Source organism: Enterobacter cloacae complex sp. ECL414 (assembly GCF_021869685.1).
Classification (GTDB): domain Bacteria; phylum Pseudomonadota; class Gammaproteobacteria; order Enterobacterales; family Enterobacteriaceae; genus Enterobacter; species Enterobacter kobei.
This window is the reverse complement of sequence record NZ_CP091481.1, coordinates 2353055-2372583: the sequence shown is the minus strand read 5'-3', so window position 1 is coordinate 2372583 and position 19529 is coordinate 2353055. Positions and strand designations below refer to the sequence as shown.

Genomic DNA, 19529 nt, shown 5'->3' with positions numbered 1-19529 from the left:
TTTGCCGCCTCTTATTTCTCAAAAGGAATGATTGAAATATGCCCATTACGTTCGAATATGGCATATTTGATTTCACTCATTTTTGTAATGCCATTATTCTGACGCGCTGACACCAGAATATCATCACAGGATACGTCGACTTTTTTGAGTTTATCCGCTAACGGCACGCCATTCTCTACCAGAATGACGGGATTACCATCCAGAATATTTTCCACCGGGGAAAAATATTTCTTCATCAACCCAAAGAGAATATCCACTACCACCAGCGTGGTAATCGTTATCATCGCCCCGGTGACAGAAAAGTCCTGCCCCAGAAGCGCCTGCTGCGTGGCTTCACTAATAATTAACAGTAGAATAAGGTCAAAGCTGGTCATCTGTAGCAGCGCGCGTCGCCCCGCCACTTTAAATACCACCACGAGAAACAGATAAATCGCCAGCGCACGAAAGACCATATCCATATCAGCCTCCTACGGGTAAATAAATTGCCAGACGGTGATCTCCGGCTCGTTGTTTGCGCGGATGACAGTATTCCACTTACCGGCCCGGGTCGGGGTCGTGAAGTACAACACGGAGAACCTGTCTGACTTCTGGAGCGTGTCATAGACGAAATAAAGGGTTTTCCCACGGCTATACATTCTGTCCGGCTGCGGCCAGACGCTGCCGGGTTCGTAAACGTCGCTGCGCTCGCTGGTGATGCTGAGCGTGAAGTGACCCGCCGTTTTCACCGGAAACGTAAATTGCATCCTTGACTCGGTCTCCCGACGGCCAAAGCGTTCATAGTGAATGGTCAGAGATTTAGCAGAATTGGTCCTGGACGTGTCGCTCACCATGCCGCTGGAAAACAGACCGGCCATCGCTGCGATGATAATACCTAAAAGCAGCGCAAAACCCACCTGGCGAAATGCATATTCAAACCTGAGCAAGCGATAACTCTCATCTATCCCGGGTAACTTTTCATTTTCACGCTTCATGGTTGTCGTCACCGTTTCGCTTATTTTATGAGTGTTTTGATTTCAAAAGAGATTGTTTTTAAGACTTATCACATTTGCCACATAAAGGAATAGCAACAATACTTAATAAGTCAAGACACCCAAAAATGAAGGATATCAGATGAAATTATCACTTATTTCCGCTTTTTTGATATTTTTGGTTCCATCAGCATGGGCAGATAATAACGGCGGGTTACAAAAAGGTGACGCGCCGCCCCCGCCTCACGCGCTGGATAGCGGATATCGTGGAACCGATGATGCGCGTATTATGACCATCGATCAGGCAAAACAAATGCATGACGGTGCGACAATTTCATTACGCGGTAATCTTATTGACGGTAGCGGCGATAAGTTTGTATTCCAGGATAAAACCGGAAAAATCGACGTTATTATTCCCCAGGCAGTCTTCGACGGCAGAACGGTAAAACCCGACCAGATGATCAGTATCAACGGTTCGCTTGATAAAAAATCATCTCCTGCCGTCGTCCGTGTTGATCGTTTGCAGAAATAATTCAGCGAAGCGTTAACGCTGCAACTATCCATCAAATCTCACCCCTTGGCTTAAGGAGTCAGCTATGAGTGATACTACACAACGTACGAACGCTTACCCGCAACCCCCGTTCCCGGAACAGCCGCAAACGCCGCCGGGACTGGCATCAGAGATGCAACCTGTACCCGATCATGGGGAAAAAAGCTACAAAGGGCATGGCCGCCTTACCGGCAAAAAAGCGCTGATCACCGGGGGTGACTCCGGGATAGGTCGCGCGGTGGCTATCGCCTATGCCCGTGAAGGGGCTGACGTTGCCATCAACTATTTGCCTGAAGAGGAAAAAGACGCCGCAGAGGTGATCGCGCTGATCAAAGCGGAAGGACGCAAAGCCATCGCGCTGCCGGGGGATATCCGGGATGAAACCTTCTGTCAGAATCTGGTCGAGGAAGCCGTCTCGAAGCTGGGTGGCCTGGATATTCTGATCAATAACGCGGGCCGTCAGCAGTACCGGGAGTCTCTGGAAGAGCTCACCACCGAAGACTTTGACGCGACGTTTAAAACCAACGTTTATGCCCCCTTCTGGATCACCAAGGCGGCGCTGCGCCATCTGAAGGCGTCGTCCGTTATCATTAACACCTCCTCGGTTCAGGCAGTGAAGCCCAGCCCCGTGCTGCTGGACTACGCCCAGACGAAAGCCTGTCTGGCCGTATTTACTAAATCCTTAGCCAAACAGCTGGGCCCAAAAGGCATTCGCGTCAACGCGGTGGCGCCTGGACCGTACTGGACGGTACTGCAGTCAAGCGGCGGTCAGCCAATGGAAAAAGTGAAGGAGTTTGGCGGCGATACGCCACTGGGGCGTCCGGGTCAGCCGGTAGAAATTGCTCCGCTGTACGTCACGCTGGCCTCGGATGCGTGTTCCTATACGTCCGGTCAGGTGTGGTGTTCTGACGGCGGGGATGGCGTGATCTAATGGGTTACTGATGTAACCCCTCAGCAATGAGCAATAAATGAACAAGGACGTTCGCCTGCAGCCCCTCCTGAAAAACATGTTGTAACTCAAACAGATCAAATGTTAAAAATATTTTGCTATCAGGTTATCAAAATTAAACAACTTAACTTGTCACCCGCATCGCTCTGTTTTTAACATCGCCTATGGAAAAAAATGGTCTGTTCAGTCAGCGCATACGCTTGCGCCATTTGCATACATTTGTGGCCGTCGCTCAACAGGGAACGCTGGGGCGAGCGGCTGAAACCCTTAATCTGAGCCAGCCTGCGCTCTCAAAAACCCTTAACGAGCTGGAACAGCTCACCGGCGCCCGTCTTTTCGATCGCGGTCGGTTGGGCGCACAGCTTACCCTTGTGGGCGAACAATTCCTGACGCACGCCGTTAAGGTGCTGGATGCGCTCAACACCGCAGGCCAGTCCCTGCACAGAAAAGAAGAGCACACCAGTGACGTGGTACGTGTGGGTGCCTTGCCTACCGCGGCGCTGGGCATTTTGCCGCCCGTGATTGGTCAATTCCACAAGCAGCAACGGCATACCACGATTCAGGTTGCCACCATGAATAACACCATGCTGCTCGCGGGGCTCAAATCGGGGGAACTGGATCTGGGTATCGGTCGTATGTCTGACCCTGAACTGATGGGCGGTCTCAATTACGAACTGCTGTTTCTGGAATCCCTGAAGCTGGTGGTGCGTCCCGACCATCCTTTACTGCAGGATACCGTGACGTTAAGCCGCGTCATGGAATGGCCCGTGGTGGTCTGCCCGAAAGGCACCGTCCCGCGCCAGGCCGCCGAAAACTTGCTGCAAATGCAGGGATGTACACTACCCTCAGGGTGTATCGAAACGCTGTCGGCCTCGCTGTCACGCCAGCTCACCCTCGATTATGACTACGTCTGGTTCGTTCCCTCCGGTGCGGTAAAAGATGATTTGCGTCAGGGAACCCTGACCGCTCTGCCGGTGACCGCCCCGGGTGCCGGTGAACCTATCGGCATTTTAACCCGCGTAGACACGCCGCTCTCAACGGGTGCGCAGACGCTGCTGAGCGCCATCCGTAAATCCATGCCGGTGTGAATTCTTCCCTTCACCCTAACCCTCTCCCCAACGGGGCGAGGGATCTGTCCTGTGCGCTAATCAAATAATGCGGAATGATTCATTAACAATTGCGTAAAACAATTTAACAGTTTTATCATAGCCACGAATTCACCAAATGGTTCGTAAATCTTTTGATAAAGATGAATTCACCCGTGTTAATCATTATTCCCGCCGATTTTATTACCCAACTGGTACACCCGGCATAGCGGCGGGATCTAAGGAGACAGAAATGGCATTTGGCAGCGCGCCACGTGGGATACCGCGTATCCTGCAGTGGCTTCTTGCCGGACTGATGTTGCTCATCGGTCTGGCCGTCGGCGGGCTGGGGTTTAAGCTCGCCACCGTGGGCGGAAGTTGTTACTTCCTGATAATGGGCGTGGTAATGGTGATTGCCGCGATCCTGATTTTCCTCAATCGCACCAGCGGGATTGTCCTTTACAGCATCGCGTTTATTGCCTCGCTGGTCTGGGCGGTAAGCGATGCGGGCTGGGATTTCTGGCCGCTCTTCTCCCGCCTGTTTACCTTCGCCGTACTGGCTTTCCTTTGTGCCATCGTCTGGCCTTACCTGCGTGGAGCAAACCACAATTCCCCCAACAAGGCGCCTGCTTTTGGCGTTGCGGCGGTCCTGGCCGTGGCGATGCTGGTTAGCCTTGGCTGGATGTTTAAGCCCCAGACTCTCGTGGCGGCGAATGAACCCGTTCCGGTTAAACCCGTCGCACCCGGTGAGCAGCAAAAGAACTGGGCGCACTGGGGCAACACCACACACGGTGACCGCTTCGCCGCACTGGATCAAATTAACAAGCAAAACGTCAGCGAACTGAAAGTCGCCTGGGTTGCCCATACCGGCGATATTCCACAGAGCAACGGCTCTGGCGCGGAAGACCAAAACACGCCTTTACAGATTGGCGATACGCTGTACGTTTGTACCCCGTACAGTAAAGTGCTGGCGCTGGACGTGGACTCCGGGAAAGAAAAATGGCGCTACGATTCTAAAGCCACCGCGCCTAACTGGCAGCGCTGCCGCGGTCTGGGCTATTTTGAAGACCACCAGAACGTGACAACGTCACAGGAAACCGCGCAGCCTGCCGCATGCCCTCGCCGTCTGTTCCTGCCGACCACCGATGCCCGCCTGATTGCCATCAATGCGGATAATGGCAAGGTCTGCGAAGATTTTGGCGACCACGGCACCGTGGATCTGAGCATCGGTATGGGTGAGATCAAGCCGGGATATTATCAGCAGACCTCCACGCCGCTGGTCGCCGGGAACGTGGTCGTCGTCGGCGGTCGCGTCGCGGATAACTTCTCCACCGGCGAACCCCCGGGCGTGGTACGTGCGTATGACGTTCACACCGGTAAGCTGGCCTGGGCGTGGGATCCGGGTAATCCGAACCTGACCGGCCTGCCGCCGGAAGGACAGACCTACACCCGCGGTACGCCAAATGTCTGGTCGGCCATGTCTTACGACGCCAAACTGAACCTGATTTATCTGCCAACCGGCAACGCCACCCCGGATTTCTGGGCGGGTGAGCGTACCGCGCTGGACGATAAATACAGCTCTTCTATCGTCGCCGTTGATGCCACCACCGGCCAGGTGCGCTGGCATTTCCAGACCACCCACCACGATCTGTGGGACTTCGACCTGCCTTCCCAGCCGCTGCTGTATGACCTGCCTGACGGCAAAGGCGGCACCACGCCTGTACTGGTGCAGACCAGCAAGCAGGGCATGATCTTTATGCTCAACCGCGAAACCGGTAAGCCGGTCGCGAAGGTAGAAGAGCGTCCGGTACCGGCTGGTAACGTTGAAGGTGAACGCTACTCACCCACCCAGCCGTATTCCGTCGGCATGCCGATGATTGGCAACCAGACGCTGACTGAATCCGACATGTGGGGCGCGACGCCTGTCGACCTGCTGCTGTGCCGTATTCAGTTTAAAGAGATGCGTCATCAGGGTGTCTTCACCCCGCCGGGTCTTGACCGTTCCCTGCAGTTCCCTGGCTCGCTGGGCGGAATGAACTGGGGCAGCGTCTCGGTTGACCCGAACAACAGCCTGATGTTCGTCAACGATATGCGCCTCGGACTGGCAAACTACATGGTGCCGCGCGCTAACGTGGCGAAAGACGCCAGCGGCATTGAGATGGGCATCGTCCCGATGGACGGCACGCCGTTCGGCGCAATGCGTGAACGTTTCCTGTCACCGCTCGGCATTCCGTGCCAGAAACCGCCGTTCGGCACCATGTCCGCGGTCGATCTGAAATCCGGCAAACTGGTGTGGCAGGTGCCTGTCGGTACGGTGGAAGACACCGGCCCTCTGGGCATTCGCATGCACATGCCTATCCCAATCGGGATGCCAACGCTGGGCGCGTCGCTCTCAACCCAGTCCGGCCTGCTGTTCTTCGCCGGTACTCAGGATTTCTACCTGCGTGCGTTTGATACCGCCACCGGGAAAGAGATCTGGAAAGACCGACTGCCGGTTGGCAGCCAGTCCGGCCCGATGACTTACGTCTCACCGAAAACCGGTAAACAGTACATCATCATTAACGCCGGGGGCGCTCGCCAGTCACCAGATCGCGGTGATTACGTTATCGCATACGCGTTACCTGATAAGAAATAAGCTGTGAAAAAGGGACCGAAGGGTCCCTTTTTTTTGTAGGTCGATTTTGTAGGTCGGGTAAGCGAAGCGCCACCCGACATTGCTGGCGACTCAGAACGTCTCCCAGTTATCTCCGGAAACCGTCGCCGCCGGGCGCAACGGCGTGTTCTTCGCCACTGGCACAGACGTCACCGCGCGGCCAGGCTTCGCGCCGCTTAAACGAAATGCCCCCACAGCCTCGGTCAGACGAGCGCCCTGTTCTTCCAGGGATGCCGCGGCTGCAGATGCTTCTTCCACCAGCGAGGCGTTCTGCTGGGTCACTTTATCCATCTCCGAAATCGCCTGGCTGACCTGCACAATACCGCGGCTCTGCTCATCCGATGCGGCGGCAATTTCCAGCATGATGTCGGTCACGCGCTTAACCGCGTCGACGATTTCATTCATGGTGTTACCCGCAGCCACCACCTCACCCGACCCCTGATCGATAAGGGAAACCGACTCATTGATCAGGCTTTCGATCTCTTTTGCCGCGTTGGCGCTACGGCTTGCCAGCGTACGCACTTCACTGGCTACCACCGCAAATCCACGCCCCTGTTCACCCGCGCGCGCCGCTTCTACCGCCGCGTTCAGTGCCAGAATATTGGTCTGGAAAGCAATGCTGTTAATCACGGCGGTAATCTCAGAGATCTTCTTCGAACTGCTGGAGATGTTGCCCATCGTTTTGACCACGCCGGAGACCATCTGGCCGCCACGGCTGGCTTTTCCGGAGGCATCTTCCGCCAGCTTGCTGGCATGATGCGCGTTATCAGCGTTCTGTTTCACCGTGGCGGTTAACTGTTCCATGCTCGCGGCGGTCTGCTCAATGGCCGCGGCCTGCTGCTCGGTGCGCGAAGAGAGGTCAGTATTACCGGCAGAAATCTCGCTGGTTCCGCGATAGATCTCCTCCGCGCCCTGACGCACGGTGCCAACCGTTGTTTCGAGGGAGTGCTGCATGGTTTGCAGATCGCGCGTCAGACGGCCAATTTCGCTGCGTCCGGCCACATCGTCCGGCATCGTCAGGTCACCTTTTGCAATATTCTCGATACGTTTCGCGGCACGCTGTAGCGGATGAATGACCGTGCGGCGCAGCACAACGAAGGTCATCGCGGTCAATACCAGCGCCAGCACAAACGCGCCCACCATAAACATCAGCCCCAGCTGCGTGCGGCTGTGCGCCTGCGCCGTTAGCGCATTGGCACGGTCGGTGCGGATCTTAATCGCCTTCAGCAGCACGGCATTGTAAGCGTCATCCAGCGGGCGCGCGGTTTCATTTTCGTGGTTGATGATCGCTTCGAACATGCCGTTTTTGGCAAATTTGACCATCGGCTGCATGCCCGCGATATAGGCGTCGTAGCGCGCTTTCAGGTCAGCATCCAGCGCTTCGTCTTCAGCGGTACGCACGGAGCGATTCATATACGCGTTAAAGCTATCCTGGGACTGCTTGATACGCGTTTCCGCCTCGCTGATATTCTGCTTCATCGCATCCATCTCTGCGATACGGCTTGCCGCGCCGGCGTGGATCAGATTGATACGCGCGGTGCGCAGATGGTTTGAGCTGTTCGACAGCCCCATACGCACCTGAATCTCTGATGTGACATCCTGCAGATCGTTATCGGCCTGCAGCAGGAAATATCCCGCCAGACCCGAGCTCAAGGCAAACAGCAAAATAATGCCACCGAGAATGGAGGAAAACAGCGGAACCAGCCTGATGTGATGCAAGAAGCCCAGCTTACGCTGCGCCTGCATCGAAGTAGTGTTGTCCATGACCGTCGACTCTCTTATAGGTAAGATGCGTAAAAACACGCCTGTTAGATAGTCATCGGCACGGCAGAGATTTAGATTACGGCTAAAAACGCCGCACTGGTCACACTTTAGAGAAGATTATTAAAGAAATGCCAGCGGCTAAAAACCGCTGGCAGAAGAGTTACTTGTCGCCGAAATGAATAACGGTACGGATAGATTTTCCGTCGTGCATCAGATCAAACGCTTCGTTGATCTGCTCTAGCGGCAAACGGTGAGTAATGAACGGATCGAGCTGAATCTTACCGACCATAGCATCTTCAACCATCCCCGGAAGCTGGGTACGGCCCTTCACGCCGCCAAACGCGGAGCCGCGCCACACGCGTCCGGTGACCAGCTGGAATGGACGGGTTTTAATCTCCTGACCCGCGCCGGCCACACCAATAATGATGCTCTCGCCCCAGCCTTTGTGGCAGCATTCCAGCGCGGAACGCATGACGTTAACGTTGCCGATACACTCAAAGCTGAAGTCCACGCCGCCGTCGGTCATCTCAACAATGACATCCTGAATCGGTTTTTCGTGATCTTTCGGGTTAACGAAATCGGTCGCGCCCATTTCACCCGCCAGTTTGAATTTCTCCGGGTTAGTATCGACCGCAATAATACGCCCGGCCTTCGCCTGCACCGCGCCCTGAATCACCGCCAGACCAATGCCGCCGAGACCGAACACCGCCACGGTATCCCCCTCTTTGACTTTTGCCGTGTTATGGACCGCGCCAATGCCGGTCGTCACGCCGCAGCCCAGCAGGCAGACTTTATCCAGCGGCGCCTGCGGGTTCACCTTCGCCAGAGAGATCTCCGCGCAAACGGTATACTCGCTGAAGGTGCTGGTGCCCATGTAGTGGTAAATCGGCTCGCCGTTATAAGAGAAACGGGTCGTCCCGTCCGGCATCAGCCCTTTTCCCTGCGTGGCGCGGACGGCCTGGCAGAGGTTGGTCTTGCCGGATTTACAGAACTTACACTCGCCGCATTCCGCCGTGTACAGCGGGATAACGTGATCGCCAGGCTTCAGGCTGGTCACGCCCTCGCCCACCTCCACAACGATCCCGCCGCCTTCGTGTCCCAGTACCGCCGGGAAAACACCTTCCGGATCGTCGCCGGACAGCGTGAACGCATCGGTATGGCAAACGCCGGTATGGGTAATTTTGATCAGCACTTCGCCTTTTTTCGGTGGTGCGACGTCGATTTCAACGATTTTCAGCGGCTGGCCGGGGCCAAATGCAACAGCAGCGCGAGATTTCATAGGTCTTCCCTTTTTGTCAGGTGTGTGGGTTTATTTTAGATAAGAGCGCAGCAAATGGCCGACTTCTGCCATGCGCACGGCTCGCTGATCCGGCGTTGTCTCTCCCGTCACCAGCTCATCTTTGAGATGAATTTCTACCATTTCGCCCATCAGGCCATTGGCAGCACCGCGCACGGCCGCAATTTGCTGCAGGATAGCCAGACAGGGATCGCCCGACTCCAGTGCGCGTTCAAGGGCATCGACTTGGCCCCGAATGCGACGGACGCGAGTAAGAATACGTTTTTTATCTTCGGGTGAATGCGGCATACGCCCTCCTGATACTATAGGGGGGTATGGTATCAATGAAATCAACTTTTTGTAAACATGAAGTTTTATAGGGTTATTGCATGGGTTTATGCGATATGGGTAAAAGACCATATTATGACAAATGACGAATCAGGATGAGTGCTCCTCGGTATGCGAAATAACTACCACAACAAGGCGCTCTTAAAACTTATTTATGTCGATGTATTATCGGCAACATTCTCACCAGCGTGTTATCACGAACGAAGTAATGATGAAATAATGCGGCCAGAGCATGGAAACCGACAAGAAAATACCCGGCATTTGCAATAAACTCATGCACTTCTTTGAGGGTATGCTGTGCATCTGTATTAAGATAGGTGGCTATAGGCATTTTTATTCCAAAAAAGGACCATTCAATCTGCCCAAAGTAAAGCGATGCAATCCCCAGCAACGGTAACAGGAGAAACATTAAATACAACAATCCGTGTATTATTTTTGACGCCACAATTTGCCAGCGTGGTGGTGGTGGTATAATTTCAGGGTCGCGATGTGTCATTTTCAGGACAACCCGGATAACCATTAGCAACATAACGCTAAAGCCCGCAGTATAGTGCACTATCGCCATAGTTACACGGATCGGGCTACCCTTAACCGCCAGCCCTTTTAACTCCATAGCTGCATAGGCGATAATAATGGCTACAAATACAAGCCAGTGCAATGCGATCTGACTGCTGGCGTAATTTCTGTTCATTGCTCAATCCTTTTTTTCGAGTATACGCCAGTATGTGTTGTTTATTCTTAAGAATACCTTAATTTCATTCACGACTTACAACATAAGAAAAAAACTTTCTTAAGGTTGTCATAATATTAATCGCTCATATTGAAGAGACTCATATGAGAGGTCTCATGATGCGAATAATGCCCCCCTACACTCTTAAATGGCTTCACGGTGAACACGAACAGAATGATATTTCAGCGTTAATCCGTGAAAACTATCAGCAGGTTTATCAGGCTTCGATTTCCCGTTGCATGCCATGGCTTATTGGCCTTTACGATGCAAATGGTGAACTTAAGGCTGCCAGTGGCGTACATATCGCCTCTCAGGGATCTCTTTATCTGGAAAAATATCTCGATAGCCCCATTGAGGTAACGCTTTCGTCACGGCTGTCGCAATCTGTTTCTCGCGCCGCAATTGTCGAAATTGGAAATTTTGCAGCGAGGGATGGTGCAAGTGCACGAATCATGTTTGCAGCGCTCTGCCAGGTCCTTACTGAGTATCAATTTTCATGGATCGTGTTTACCGGTACGAAAAAAATTCGCAATACCTTTCATCGACTTAATTTGAATCCCATCCTCATCATGCCGGCCAATCCCGCTCGCCTTGGGAATGATGCACATGAATGGGGAAAATACTATCAATATGACCCACAAATTATGGCCGGTGAACTGGCTGGCGGTCATTCTGCGCTAACTCAGGGCAGTCTATTGATGAAGTTAATAAACACTTTACCCGAGGCTCCATGGACTAATCTGTCGGGAGAACATCATGTTTCTTAACGCACTGAAACAGCAAGCTCTTCAATACCCTGATCAAACTGCTCTTAGGGGTGAAACAACGTTATGGAGCTGGAAGCAATATTTAGAGGCAGTCGTAAACGCCGCATCGTTGCTCCACGCCCTGGGGATTAGAAGGCTGGCGCTTGAGCTTGATAATAGTCCGGAGTGGGCCATTATCGATCTTGCCTGTATATCTGTCGGGATCGTCATTGTACCCATTCCTCCCTTTTTCTCGGAAACGCAAAAAGAATGGGTGCGTGCTTCAGCGTCGATTGATGCGCAAATTGGTGGTGAGAGTATGTCTGGATGGCACAGACATGATTTCCCATTCGGTAAGCTGCAGGTTAGACAGTCAACTGCCCCAACGTCGTTGCCTGTGGGGACATCCAAGATTACCTTTACCTCGGGAACCACCGGTGAACCTAAAGGCGTGTGCCTGAGTCAGAAGGGAATGTTATGGACCGCGCAAACACTCGCTACCGCTCTGCGTCCAATCGCACCGGAGAAACATCTTGTCAGCCTGCCGCTCAGCATTCTGCTCGAGAATTTGTGCGGAATCTATATCCCATTATTAATGGGTGCAGAAACAGTGATATTACCCACGGCTCAGACAGGCTTTGAGGGTTCAAGTCAATTTAACCCCAAACGTTTTTTACAGGCCTTAATGACATGGCAACCTGAAAGCCTGGTTCTTGTACCTGAAATATTACGGGTGTTAGTCCATCTGCATCAGGTGGCGCCTGAAAGTACACGTTCTCTGCGCTTCGTGGCCGTGGGTGGCGGGAAAATTCCGACGCCGTTAATGGAACTGGCAGCAAATGCAGGCTTACCCGTTTTTGAAGGCTATGGGTTATCAGAGTGCGGTTCTGTTGTCGCTCTTAATTTGCCTGGTTCTTCCAAAAAGAGCAGCGTTGGCAAACCTCTGCCAGGTATAAACGTTACCGTTGATCCCTTACAGCAACTACACGTAACGAGTCCAGCCAATGCCCTGGGGTATCTCGGGGAGGAATCACAAAATACAACGGTTCCTACTGGCGACCTTGCAAGCGTTGATGATGATGGATTTATTCATATTATTGGCCGTTTAAAAAACGTTCAGATAAACGCATACGGTCGCAATTTTTCTCCAGAATGGCCTGAAGCAGAAGCGATGGCATGCCCTGCTGTGCGCCGTGTAGTCATTTTTGGTGATGGTTTAACACGTAACGTTGCGCTTGTTGATGCTTTTGAAGGACAAAAGGAGCTGGCGCGTCAACAGTTAATGCGTATCTCCGCGCATCTTCCAGACTACGCGCAATTTCACCGATTGCTGTTTACGTCCGAAATATCTTCTCCCGAAATGATTACCGCAAATGGTCGCCCTAAACGAAGCGCCATCTGGCAGTCCCTGAAACATATTATTCTCACCTGCAGCCAGGAGGAAGACGCATGAGCTTTTATCAGGAATTACAGAATCAGACCGCTGTAGAACGTCAACGTTTACTTGATTCACCTGTTATTGCGCGTTGCCAGACAGGCGATATCTCGGCGGAGATGTATATCGCGTTTTTGACACAGGCTTATTATCACGTCAGTCATACCGTTCCGCTACTAATGTGTGCTGGCAGCTGCCTTCCTGCCTCTCACGAAGCCGTACGTGGCGCAATCGCTGAATATATTGATGAGGAATATGGGCATCAGGAGTGGATCCTCAATGATATTCGTGCATGTGGGGGGAATCCTGAGGCAGTAAGAAATGGTATGCCGGGCCTGCCCATCGAAATGATGATCGCTTACCTCTACTACCGAATTGAGCGGGTAAACCCGATGAGCATATTTGGCATGGTGCTCGTGCTGGAAGGCACTAGTGTGTCAATTGCAACAGCTGTTGCGGCTCAGCTGGAAAATACTCTGGCGCTGCCTGAGCAGGCAACCACCTACCTGCGTTCTCACGGAGAACTCGATCAGGGCCATCTGCAATTCTTTGCGTCCCTCATGGATTCAATCACTGACAAGTGCGATCAGGAGGCCATTATCCACACGGCTCGTCGTATTTATCATCTCTACGGACAGATGCTTGACCAACTGGGAGATAACGTCCATGAATCTGCTTAATAAAACCGTTCTGCTAACCGGTGCCAGCGGAGGAATCGGTCAGGCGCTGGCGCGAGAGCTGGCGCATAAAGGCGCGAGACTCTATCTCGTAGGGCGTAATGAAAAGGCAATGTCGCTTTTAAAGAATGCCATTCCTCACCCGGAGCGACACAATATCGCCCTAATGCGCAGCTATTCCGACGAAGAGATATTAGGGCTGGCGAACAGTCTGTCTCAGAATGGTGGGTTGGACATTCTCATCAATAACGCAGGAAGCAGTCGCTTTGCATTGCTTGAACAGCAATCATTCGACGATATTCGTGAACAGATCCGAACCAATATCGAGATTCCTGCCCTTCTGACCCGGGCCTTGCTGGATAAAATGAACAGACCTGGCATCGTGCTTAATATTGGTTCAATTTTTGGGGAAATAGGGCATCCGGCGTGGAGTGTATACAGCGCAACCAAGGCTGCGACACACCGTTTTTCCGAAGCACTTGGTCGGGAATTGCAGGGAAGCGGTATTACCGTTTTGTATGCCGCTCCACGCGCAACAAAAACCACGCTCAACAGCGAACAGGTTTACGCCCTTAACCAGAAACTCGGTAATAACAACGATTCGCCGATTTATGTCGCATCCCAGCTTGCACGGCTTCTTGAAACGGAGCAGAAACGGTATCGCTTTGGAATTATGGAGCGTCTGTTCGTCAAAATTAATGCCTGGTTTCCTCACGTCGTCGACGGAGCATTAGCAAAAAAATTACCTGTCATTCAGGAATTCGCCAGAAAATCGTTAAAAGGAGAACACAAATGAGAAAACTGTATGCTCTATTTCTTGTTGCAGCAGTTCCGACTGTAGCACTGGCGGACACCCCCCTCGAGGAATTACAACACGATTGGTCTGTGTGCCAGTATCAAACTCTGGAAGCCAAAAAAGAGAACTGCTTTAGTTCACTTAGTCAGAAAGCGCATCAGGCAAGTCAGATGAAAAACAACTCAAGCGCACCACTGTTAATTTGGTCTGCAATCATTGATAGCAGCTGGGCTGGCGCAAAAGGTGGTCTGGGAGCATTGAGCCTTGTTAAACAAGCCCGCACTAACCTGGAGAAAGCGATTGAAATTGAACCTAACGCGCTTCAGGGATCGGCCTGGACAAGCCTGGGGGCTCTTTATTATCAGGTTCCCGGCTGGCCAATCGGTTTTGGTGATAAAGACAAAGCTGATGAAATGTTGAAAAAAGCGCTGGCCATCAACCCTGACGGTATAGACCCTAACTATTTCTACGGCGATTACCTTCTAAAAGAGAAAAGAACGGATGAAGCCAGGCGTTTTCTAACCAAAGCACTGAAAGCACCGGCTCGCCCAGGGCGCGAAATCGCTGACAACGGACGCCGTCGTGATATTGAAAGGGATTTGCAAAGCATTCCATAAAACACTTTCGCAGAAAATTACTGGATGCCGTTCGATAATTGACGTCAGAACGGCATACCAGCGACTAACATTCTTTCCGAAACAGGGTCATGTCAATATCAAGAACGCCTCTCTCATTCCTAATCAAATCCTGCGAAACCCTGTTACAAATAAAAATCGCAAGATCGGTCAGGATCCTGCCCGACCGCGCAGGCAAGGACGATACGCTGTCGAGCGTCACACTGGCTCGCTGGATACGATCTCCAACATCAATTTTGTCCACGAGGTGCCGGAACACGCGCTGCAAACGGATATCTATCTGCCGTTAAATTAAGACGGATGACTTCCCCCGCCATCAGCTGAACGTCTTACCGCCTGCGCCAGTTTATGCAGCTCCTCCTTAAGCCAGCGGGTCGCCCCCCGCTGGCCGCTGCGTTTATGCGAGTAAATTTTCGCTTCAAACGCGCGGATTGAAAACGGTAAAGCAAATATCCTGAGATCCGCAGCCGCGACCAGCTTCTCAGCCGCAAACCGCGGGATCGCCATCAGCAGATCGCTTTGTGCAACGATAAACGGGGCGCTGAGCATCGACGGCGTTTTGATCGCTATGTGCCGGGTATAGCCCAACTGCTCAAGCCGCAAATCCAGAACCCCTTGTTTCTCATTCCAGGGCGTGACCACCAGATGTCGGGCCGCGAGATAATCCTCCAGCGTCAGCCGTGTCCGGCTGGCGTTACTGATGACCACATACTCATCTTCGAACCAGCCTATCTCCTCCAGTTCCGGATGACGAATATCCTCCGAGGTACTGAACCCGAGCGCCAGATCCACTTCCCCGGCTAATAGCTCCGTCAGCGCCGGGCTGTGGGGCAAATAACGCAATTCAAAACGCAAACCAGGGGCAGCATGCTGCAAGGTGTGCATCAGGGTCGGAAAAACGCAAAGCGCGGTAAAATCCGTAATCGCAATGTGTAAGCTCTCGGTACTGCTGGGGGCGTCAAACTCCGGCTGCGGGGTCAGCTCATGATTCAGGAATGACAGTGCGGAAGCGATGGAAGGTGCGAGCTGAGAAGCATACACGCTGGGGGACATACGATGCCCTTCCCGAAAAAAGAGCGGATCGTTCAGCGTCGCGCGCAGACGCGAAAGCGCATGGCTCAGTGCCGATGTGCTCATCGCCAGCTCATCGGCTGCCAGACGAACAGAACGATGGCGGTAAATCGCGTCGAAAACGGGCAACAGGTTTAAATCAAGACGTCGTAAAGCCGGATGCATAATATTCATCATTTGTTGATTTCATTGCACTTAATTCTTCGGACAATACTCCGTATGCTTAACGCCATCAATCGCGAAACAGACAAAAAGCAGGAATAACAATGAGCATTATCCTTCGTCAGGCTCGTCCCGAAGATGCCGCGACCATTTACGCCATGATCTACGAGCTGGCAGTCTATGAAAAAGCGCCGGAAGAAGTGGTTACCACGCCAGAGGAGATCCGTGAAACGCTCTTTGGCGCGGGAAGTCACACCGAAGCGTTGATCGCTGAGTATGAAGGCAACATCATCGGCTATGCCGTGTTCTTTACCAGCTATTCAACCTGGCTCGGACGCAACGGGATCTATATGGAAGACCTGTACGTTTCCCCGGAGTATCGCGGTAAAGGCGCGGGAAGAGCGTTACTGAAACATATCGCGCAACTCGCGGTAAAGCGGCAGTGTGGTCGCCTGGAATGGAGCGTTCTGGACTGGAACCAGCCCGCCATTGATTTTTACCTGAGCATTGGCGCGCTGCCGCAGTCTGAATGGGTGCGCTATCGCCTTGATGGCGACGCGCTGCTGAGTTTTGCCGAATAACAACGTCTCTCTGTGCGAGTCCTTTCGCACAGAGATATATCCGAAAACAGCCCTGCCAGGTGCCGAAATTAACCTTTCGTCTCTCATATCTGCAAAGAGCGGCTATCCTTTAATTATCAACACAAGGAGGCAAAGATGTCTGATTTCGGTACTGATAAAAACACCCAGTTTGCTGAAGATAAAGCAAAAAATAAGCTCGATGAAATTGCAGGTTCTGCACAGCAGCAGTTTGGTGAATTCGTCGATTCACCAAAGCACCAGGTAAAAGGCGCGGCTAAAAAATATGCCGCGCAGGCCAGCGATGCGGTTTCTGATGTAACAGAAGCGGTCAGAAATAACCCGCTAACCGGCCTTATCGCCGCCGGTGCCGTCGGTATTGTTCTCGGCCTGCTACTGGGTCGTAAATAATCAAGGCCCTTCGGGGCTTTATTTTTTAGCTAAACTGTCTTACCATGCGATCTAATTCCTCCTCCTTCACAGCCCGTGAGAGATAATATCCCTGAAAGTTTTTCACGCCCAGTTCGACTAATTTTTCAAATTTCTCTTCACTGTCCACCCCTTCAGCAATGCAGTCCGTTCCGGTCATGTCGCTGTATATCTGAATCGCTTTAATCAGATTATAATCGTTGTCGTTCGCCACAAAATGCTCAACGATGTCGCGGTCCAGTTTCAACCCGTCAAAATGCACCTGCCTGACAGGAAACATGGTGTGATGGTTAGAGAAGCAGTCATCCAGAAACAGTCTGCACCCGGTATTACGCAGATGCCGCATGGTTTCAGGGATCTTCTTGTCTTTGGTCACATCGATATCTTCTGCAAATTCAAAGACAAGCTTTTCCGCCCACTGGGGTTTGAGCAACATGCCGATGGCTTTCCGGGCCATCTCCGGCAACGCTTTTCCGGAAGCGAGACGAGGCGGAATATTGACTGAAAAATAGAATTTCCCATTATATTTATTAATCCCGGACACGGCAGCGTGGATCACCAGGGCCGTTATTTTTAACCATATCTCGTGATTTGAAATGTCATTAAGAAAACAGGCAGGCTTGACTATTTTGCCGTTTTTATTCCAGCGGATCAGTATCTCAAAGCCCACCCCTTTTTTGTCGCGATCGGTAATGATCTGGTAGGCCGGGAAGATTTCCCTTTTCACCAGAGCATTAAATATATCTGCTTCTTTATCCGTGAATTCCGCTTTAAGACGATGGTTTTTGTGACTTCTTTCCGCTTTGAAGTTATGCGGATCGTTTAACCATCGTTTAATATAATGTAACTTCTGCACACCTTCCTTACGATGGGTATAAACCGTTTTATTAGAAAGTCCTAGCTTTTCGCACAGATCTTTTACGGACATACCGCGGTAGAAATTCAATAAAACGTCAATTTCTCTTCTTGTTAGCCATTTCAGGTTTTCCTGCGGAGAATACCCCAGACAGTGATCGCGTAATAATCGCGAGTGGTCTTTAAACCCCTTATTATGGGTGTGGAAGCAGTTGATGACATCAGAAACGCTGGCGATCCGAATCAGTGATAATTGATGGCTGTTATGTAAAAGGCTACCCAGAGTGCGATATAACCAGCTGTCAGGTATATCACTATAAAGGGTCACGCATCGGATAACAGGCAATGCATTCAGTACGGATGCCAGCCGCGTCAGACTTTCCAGCAGAGTGACAATCCCTTTACCCGGAAACACAACAATATGAGCATGTTGATTATTAAGGATATTTTCCCTATCCCGTTGGCAGACATCATCTCCCTCAAAGTGGATATGCGAAGCGTCTATGCCGTACTTTTTCAGGAGCAAAGCATACCCCTGGAAGGTAAAACCGCAGGTTGAGATGACAAACCGCCGATCGTCGCGAGCAACATTTCTGTGAGAAATTTTGTGGGTCATAACCTGCTCCTGGGCACAAAATCGCCATTCTTATTATGAATACGGAATATGTAATACAGCTGGTGTATAGAATAATTTTACAGTACGCCATCAGGTTAAGATACTGTTATCAACGTTCCGCACCGGAACATCTTTGCGTTAATCACACTCTCTTCTGTCGACAAATGTAAATATATCTTTCTTTTCAAATAACGACGGCAAAACACGGTTTCTCAGGTATAATGAAAATTCCGAAAAAGAAGACTGGATACTTCATCTATCGGTTCATCAAACACGAGAAAAATGCTATGGATAATCACATCTCATCCAGGGCCTTGCTACATCGACGGGATGTTATAAAGAGCAACCCACGATTTGGTGAGGCAATATTAGAGCACTACACAATTAATGACACCATCTATAAAAAACAACCTTTGTTCTACAAGACAATGCTTCAGGAAGCGCGGTTCAACATTATTCTCGCCATGTGCTGTTTTATATTTGGCAATCAGGCCGAGTCAGTATCTGAGATTAAAGAGCTATGCTCCCGCTATAAAATAGCCAGCCCTAATAGTGTGATTGCGATCATTACTCTTCTCAGAACCACGGGGCGCATCAGGACCTGGCGCTGTACGGATGACCGTCGAAAAACACGAATAGCCCCGACCGAAAAAGGATTGAGTGAACTTAAACGCTATATGTCCGGTGCATTTTTGCCCGTCAGCATTCTTTATCCGACGTTTAATATTGATGTAAACCTGCTGGATAATGACACATTGAGAAATAATTTTTTCCGCCGCGCAGCGGAATATCTCTTCCGGGGATTAACCTTCAGGAAAGTGTTACCCGAGGTAGGATTATTTATCGATAAAGATGGCGGACGCATGATTATGCTTTATCTTTATCTGCAGGCCATAAAAAACAAATCTGCTCATGGTGCAGTTATTGATTATTCAGCCAGCACGCTCGCGAAAGAATTCTTTGTTTCGCGGATCCACGTCAACCGGATTATCAAAACAGCGCAAGAGGCAGGATATCTGAAAGATCGCGGTAACGGTCGCCTGTCGGTGTATCCGGCTTTTCTCGAACTAGTCGAAAACTATGCCGGACTCTATTTCGCGTATGTCACCCATTACATTAACGTGGTACCGAAAGAACGACGCCACCCCAACAACGTCACATTAACGGTATAATAAAAATGGCGTTCGGTTCCCCGAACGCCCTGCC

20 protein-coding genes are annotated in these 19529 nt (G+C 51.4%); 12 read left to right on the top strand and 8 right to left on the bottom strand.

All coding sequences use genetic code 11. The features are described 5' to 3' along the window. Nucleotides 1-11: 11 nt before the first annotated feature. Together L3068_RS11495 and L3068_RS11490 are read right to left on the bottom strand one after the other, a co-directional pair. Nucleotides 12-458 (bottom strand): DUF421 domain-containing protein, encoded by a 447-nt coding sequence (locus tag L3068_RS11495; protein ID WP_014883785.1) that lies wholly within the window; start codon nucleotides 456-458, stop codon nucleotides 12-14. A gap of 9 nt (nucleotides 459-467) precedes the next feature. Then, nucleotides 468-971 carry a hypothetical protein gene (locus L3068_RS11490; RefSeq protein ID WP_117581657.1) on the bottom strand — a complete coding sequence of 168 codons (504 nt, stop codon included), beginning with the start codon at nucleotides 969-971 and terminating at the stop codon, nucleotides 468-470. Between the two features lie 139 nt (nucleotides 972-1110). Here L3068_RS11490 and L3068_RS11485 point away from each other — a divergent pair, with 139 nt between their 5' ends. The 4 genes from L3068_RS11485 (at nucleotide 1111) to L3068_RS11470 (ending at nucleotide 6187) form a co-directional block, all read left to right on the top strand. After that, nucleotides 1111-1500, top strand: a complete 390-nt coding sequence (locus L3068_RS11485; protein WP_014883783.1) for a YdeI family stress tolerance OB fold protein — start codon at nucleotides 1111-1113, stop codon at nucleotides 1498-1500. Nucleotides 1501-1564: 64 nt separating this feature from the next. Then, complete coding sequence (locus L3068_RS11480; protein ID WP_014883782.1) at nucleotides 1565-2449, top strand: SDR family oxidoreductase; 885 nt, start codon at nucleotides 1565-1567, stop codon at nucleotides 2447-2449. A 182-nt stretch (nucleotides 2450-2631) separates the two neighbouring features. Further along, nucleotides 2632-3555, top strand: a complete 924-nt coding sequence (locus L3068_RS11475; RefSeq protein WP_014883781.1) for a LysR substrate-binding domain-containing protein — start codon at nucleotides 2632-2634, stop codon at nucleotides 3553-3555. Between the two features lie 250 nt (nucleotides 3556-3805). Further along, entirely contained in the window at nucleotides 3806-6187 is a 2382-nt protein-coding gene (locus L3068_RS11470; protein ID WP_014883780.1) for a glucose/quinate/shikimate family membrane-bound PQQ-dependent dehydrogenase, read from the top strand. Between the two features lie 90 nt (nucleotides 6188-6277). Here L3068_RS11470 and L3068_RS11465 read toward each other — a convergent pair whose 3' ends face one another. The 4 genes from L3068_RS11465 to L3068_RS11450 all read right to left on the bottom strand — a co-directional run bounded on the left by L3068_RS11465 (nucleotide 6278) and on the right by L3068_RS11450 (nucleotide 10284). After that, on the bottom strand, nucleotides 6278-7969 hold the full coding sequence (locus L3068_RS11465) for a methyl-accepting chemotaxis protein (protein WP_014883779.1): 1692 nt from the start codon (nucleotides 7967-7969) through the stop codon (nucleotides 6278-6280). A gap of 160 nt (nucleotides 7970-8129) precedes the next feature. Then, nucleotides 8130-9248, bottom strand: a complete 1119-nt coding sequence (locus tag L3068_RS11460) for an S-(hydroxymethyl)glutathione dehydrogenase/class III alcohol dehydrogenase (protein ID WP_014883778.1) — start codon at nucleotides 9246-9248, stop codon at nucleotides 8130-8132. A gap of 30 nt (nucleotides 9249-9278) precedes the next feature. Beyond that, on the bottom strand, nucleotides 9279-9554 hold the full coding sequence (locus L3068_RS11455; protein WP_003857256.1) for a metal/formaldehyde-sensitive transcriptional repressor: 276 nt from the start codon (nucleotides 9552-9554) through the stop codon (nucleotides 9279-9281). A gap of 187 nt (nucleotides 9555-9741) precedes the next feature. Next, entirely contained in the window at nucleotides 9742-10284 is a 543-nt protein-coding gene (locus L3068_RS11450) for a cytochrome b (protein ID WP_047027363.1), read from the bottom strand. A 167-nt stretch (nucleotides 10285-10451) separates the two neighbouring features. On the opposite strand from L3068_RS11450, the gene L3068_RS11445 reads away from it, so the two are divergent. The 5 genes from L3068_RS11445 to L3068_RS11425 are packed head-to-tail and all read left to right on the top strand — an operon-like array spanning nucleotide 10452 to nucleotide 14594. Then, the gene (locus L3068_RS11445) at nucleotides 10452-11090 is read left to right on the top strand and encodes a thermostable hemolysin (RefSeq protein WP_230688497.1); all 639 of its coding nucleotides are present in this window, start codon (nucleotides 10452-10454) and stop codon (nucleotides 11088-11090) included. Then, a complete protein-coding gene (locus L3068_RS11440; protein WP_117581654.1) occupies nucleotides 11080-12522 on the top strand; it encodes an AMP-binding protein in 1443 nt (480 codons plus the stop codon). The genes L3068_RS11445 and L3068_RS11440 overlap by 11 nt, the downstream gene beginning before the upstream one ends. Continuing rightward, entirely contained in the window at nucleotides 12519-13184 is a 666-nt protein-coding gene (locus L3068_RS11435) for an iron-containing redox enzyme family protein (RefSeq protein ID WP_069602074.1), read from the top strand. The genes L3068_RS11440 and L3068_RS11435 overlap by 4 nt, the downstream gene beginning before the upstream one ends. Then, nucleotides 13171-13977, top strand: coding sequence for an SDR family oxidoreductase (locus tag L3068_RS11430; RefSeq protein ID WP_032636602.1), 807 nt, complete (start codon nucleotides 13171-13173; stop codon nucleotides 13975-13977). Before L3068_RS11435 ends, L3068_RS11430 begins: the two co-directional genes overlap by 14 nt. Beyond that, nucleotides 13974-14594 carry a tetratricopeptide repeat protein gene (locus L3068_RS11425; RefSeq protein WP_117581652.1) on the top strand — a complete coding sequence of 207 codons (621 nt, stop codon included), beginning with the start codon at nucleotides 13974-13976 and terminating at the stop codon, nucleotides 14592-14594. The genes L3068_RS11430 and L3068_RS11425 overlap by 4 nt, the downstream gene beginning before the upstream one ends. A gap of 309 nt (nucleotides 14595-14903) precedes the next feature. Here the strand turns inward: L3068_RS11425 and L3068_RS11415 are convergent, their stop codons facing one another. After that, complete coding sequence (locus tag L3068_RS11415) at nucleotides 14904-15860, bottom strand: LysR family transcriptional regulator (protein WP_236904873.1); 957 nt, start codon at nucleotides 15858-15860, stop codon at nucleotides 14904-14906. An 89-nt stretch (nucleotides 15861-15949) separates the two neighbouring features. Between L3068_RS11415 and L3068_RS11410 the strand changes: the two genes are divergently transcribed. Together L3068_RS11410 and L3068_RS11405 are read left to right on the top strand one after the other, a co-directional pair. Beyond that, nucleotides 15950-16426, top strand: coding sequence for a GNAT family N-acetyltransferase (locus L3068_RS11410; RefSeq protein ID WP_117581650.1), 477 nt, complete (start codon nucleotides 15950-15952; stop codon nucleotides 16424-16426). Nucleotides 16427-16561: 135 nt separating this feature from the next. Next, nucleotides 16562-16834, top strand: coding sequence for an ElaB/YgaM/YqjD family protein (locus L3068_RS11405; protein WP_014883773.1), 273 nt, complete (start codon nucleotides 16562-16564; stop codon nucleotides 16832-16834). A gap of 25 nt (nucleotides 16835-16859) precedes the next feature. Here the strand turns inward: L3068_RS11405 and L3068_RS11400 are convergent, their stop codons facing one another. Further along, nucleotides 16860-18323, bottom strand: coding sequence for an EAL domain-containing protein (locus tag L3068_RS11400; RefSeq protein WP_045268119.1), 1464 nt, complete (start codon nucleotides 18321-18323; stop codon nucleotides 16860-16862). Between the two features lie 287 nt (nucleotides 18324-18610). On the opposite strand from L3068_RS11400, the gene L3068_RS11395 reads away from it, so the two are divergent. Continuing rightward, on the top strand, nucleotides 18611-19495 hold the full coding sequence (locus L3068_RS11395; protein WP_117581756.1) for a MarR family transcriptional regulator: 885 nt from the start codon (nucleotides 18611-18613) through the stop codon (nucleotides 19493-19495). The last annotated feature ends 34 nt before the right edge of the window (nucleotides 19496-19529 follow it).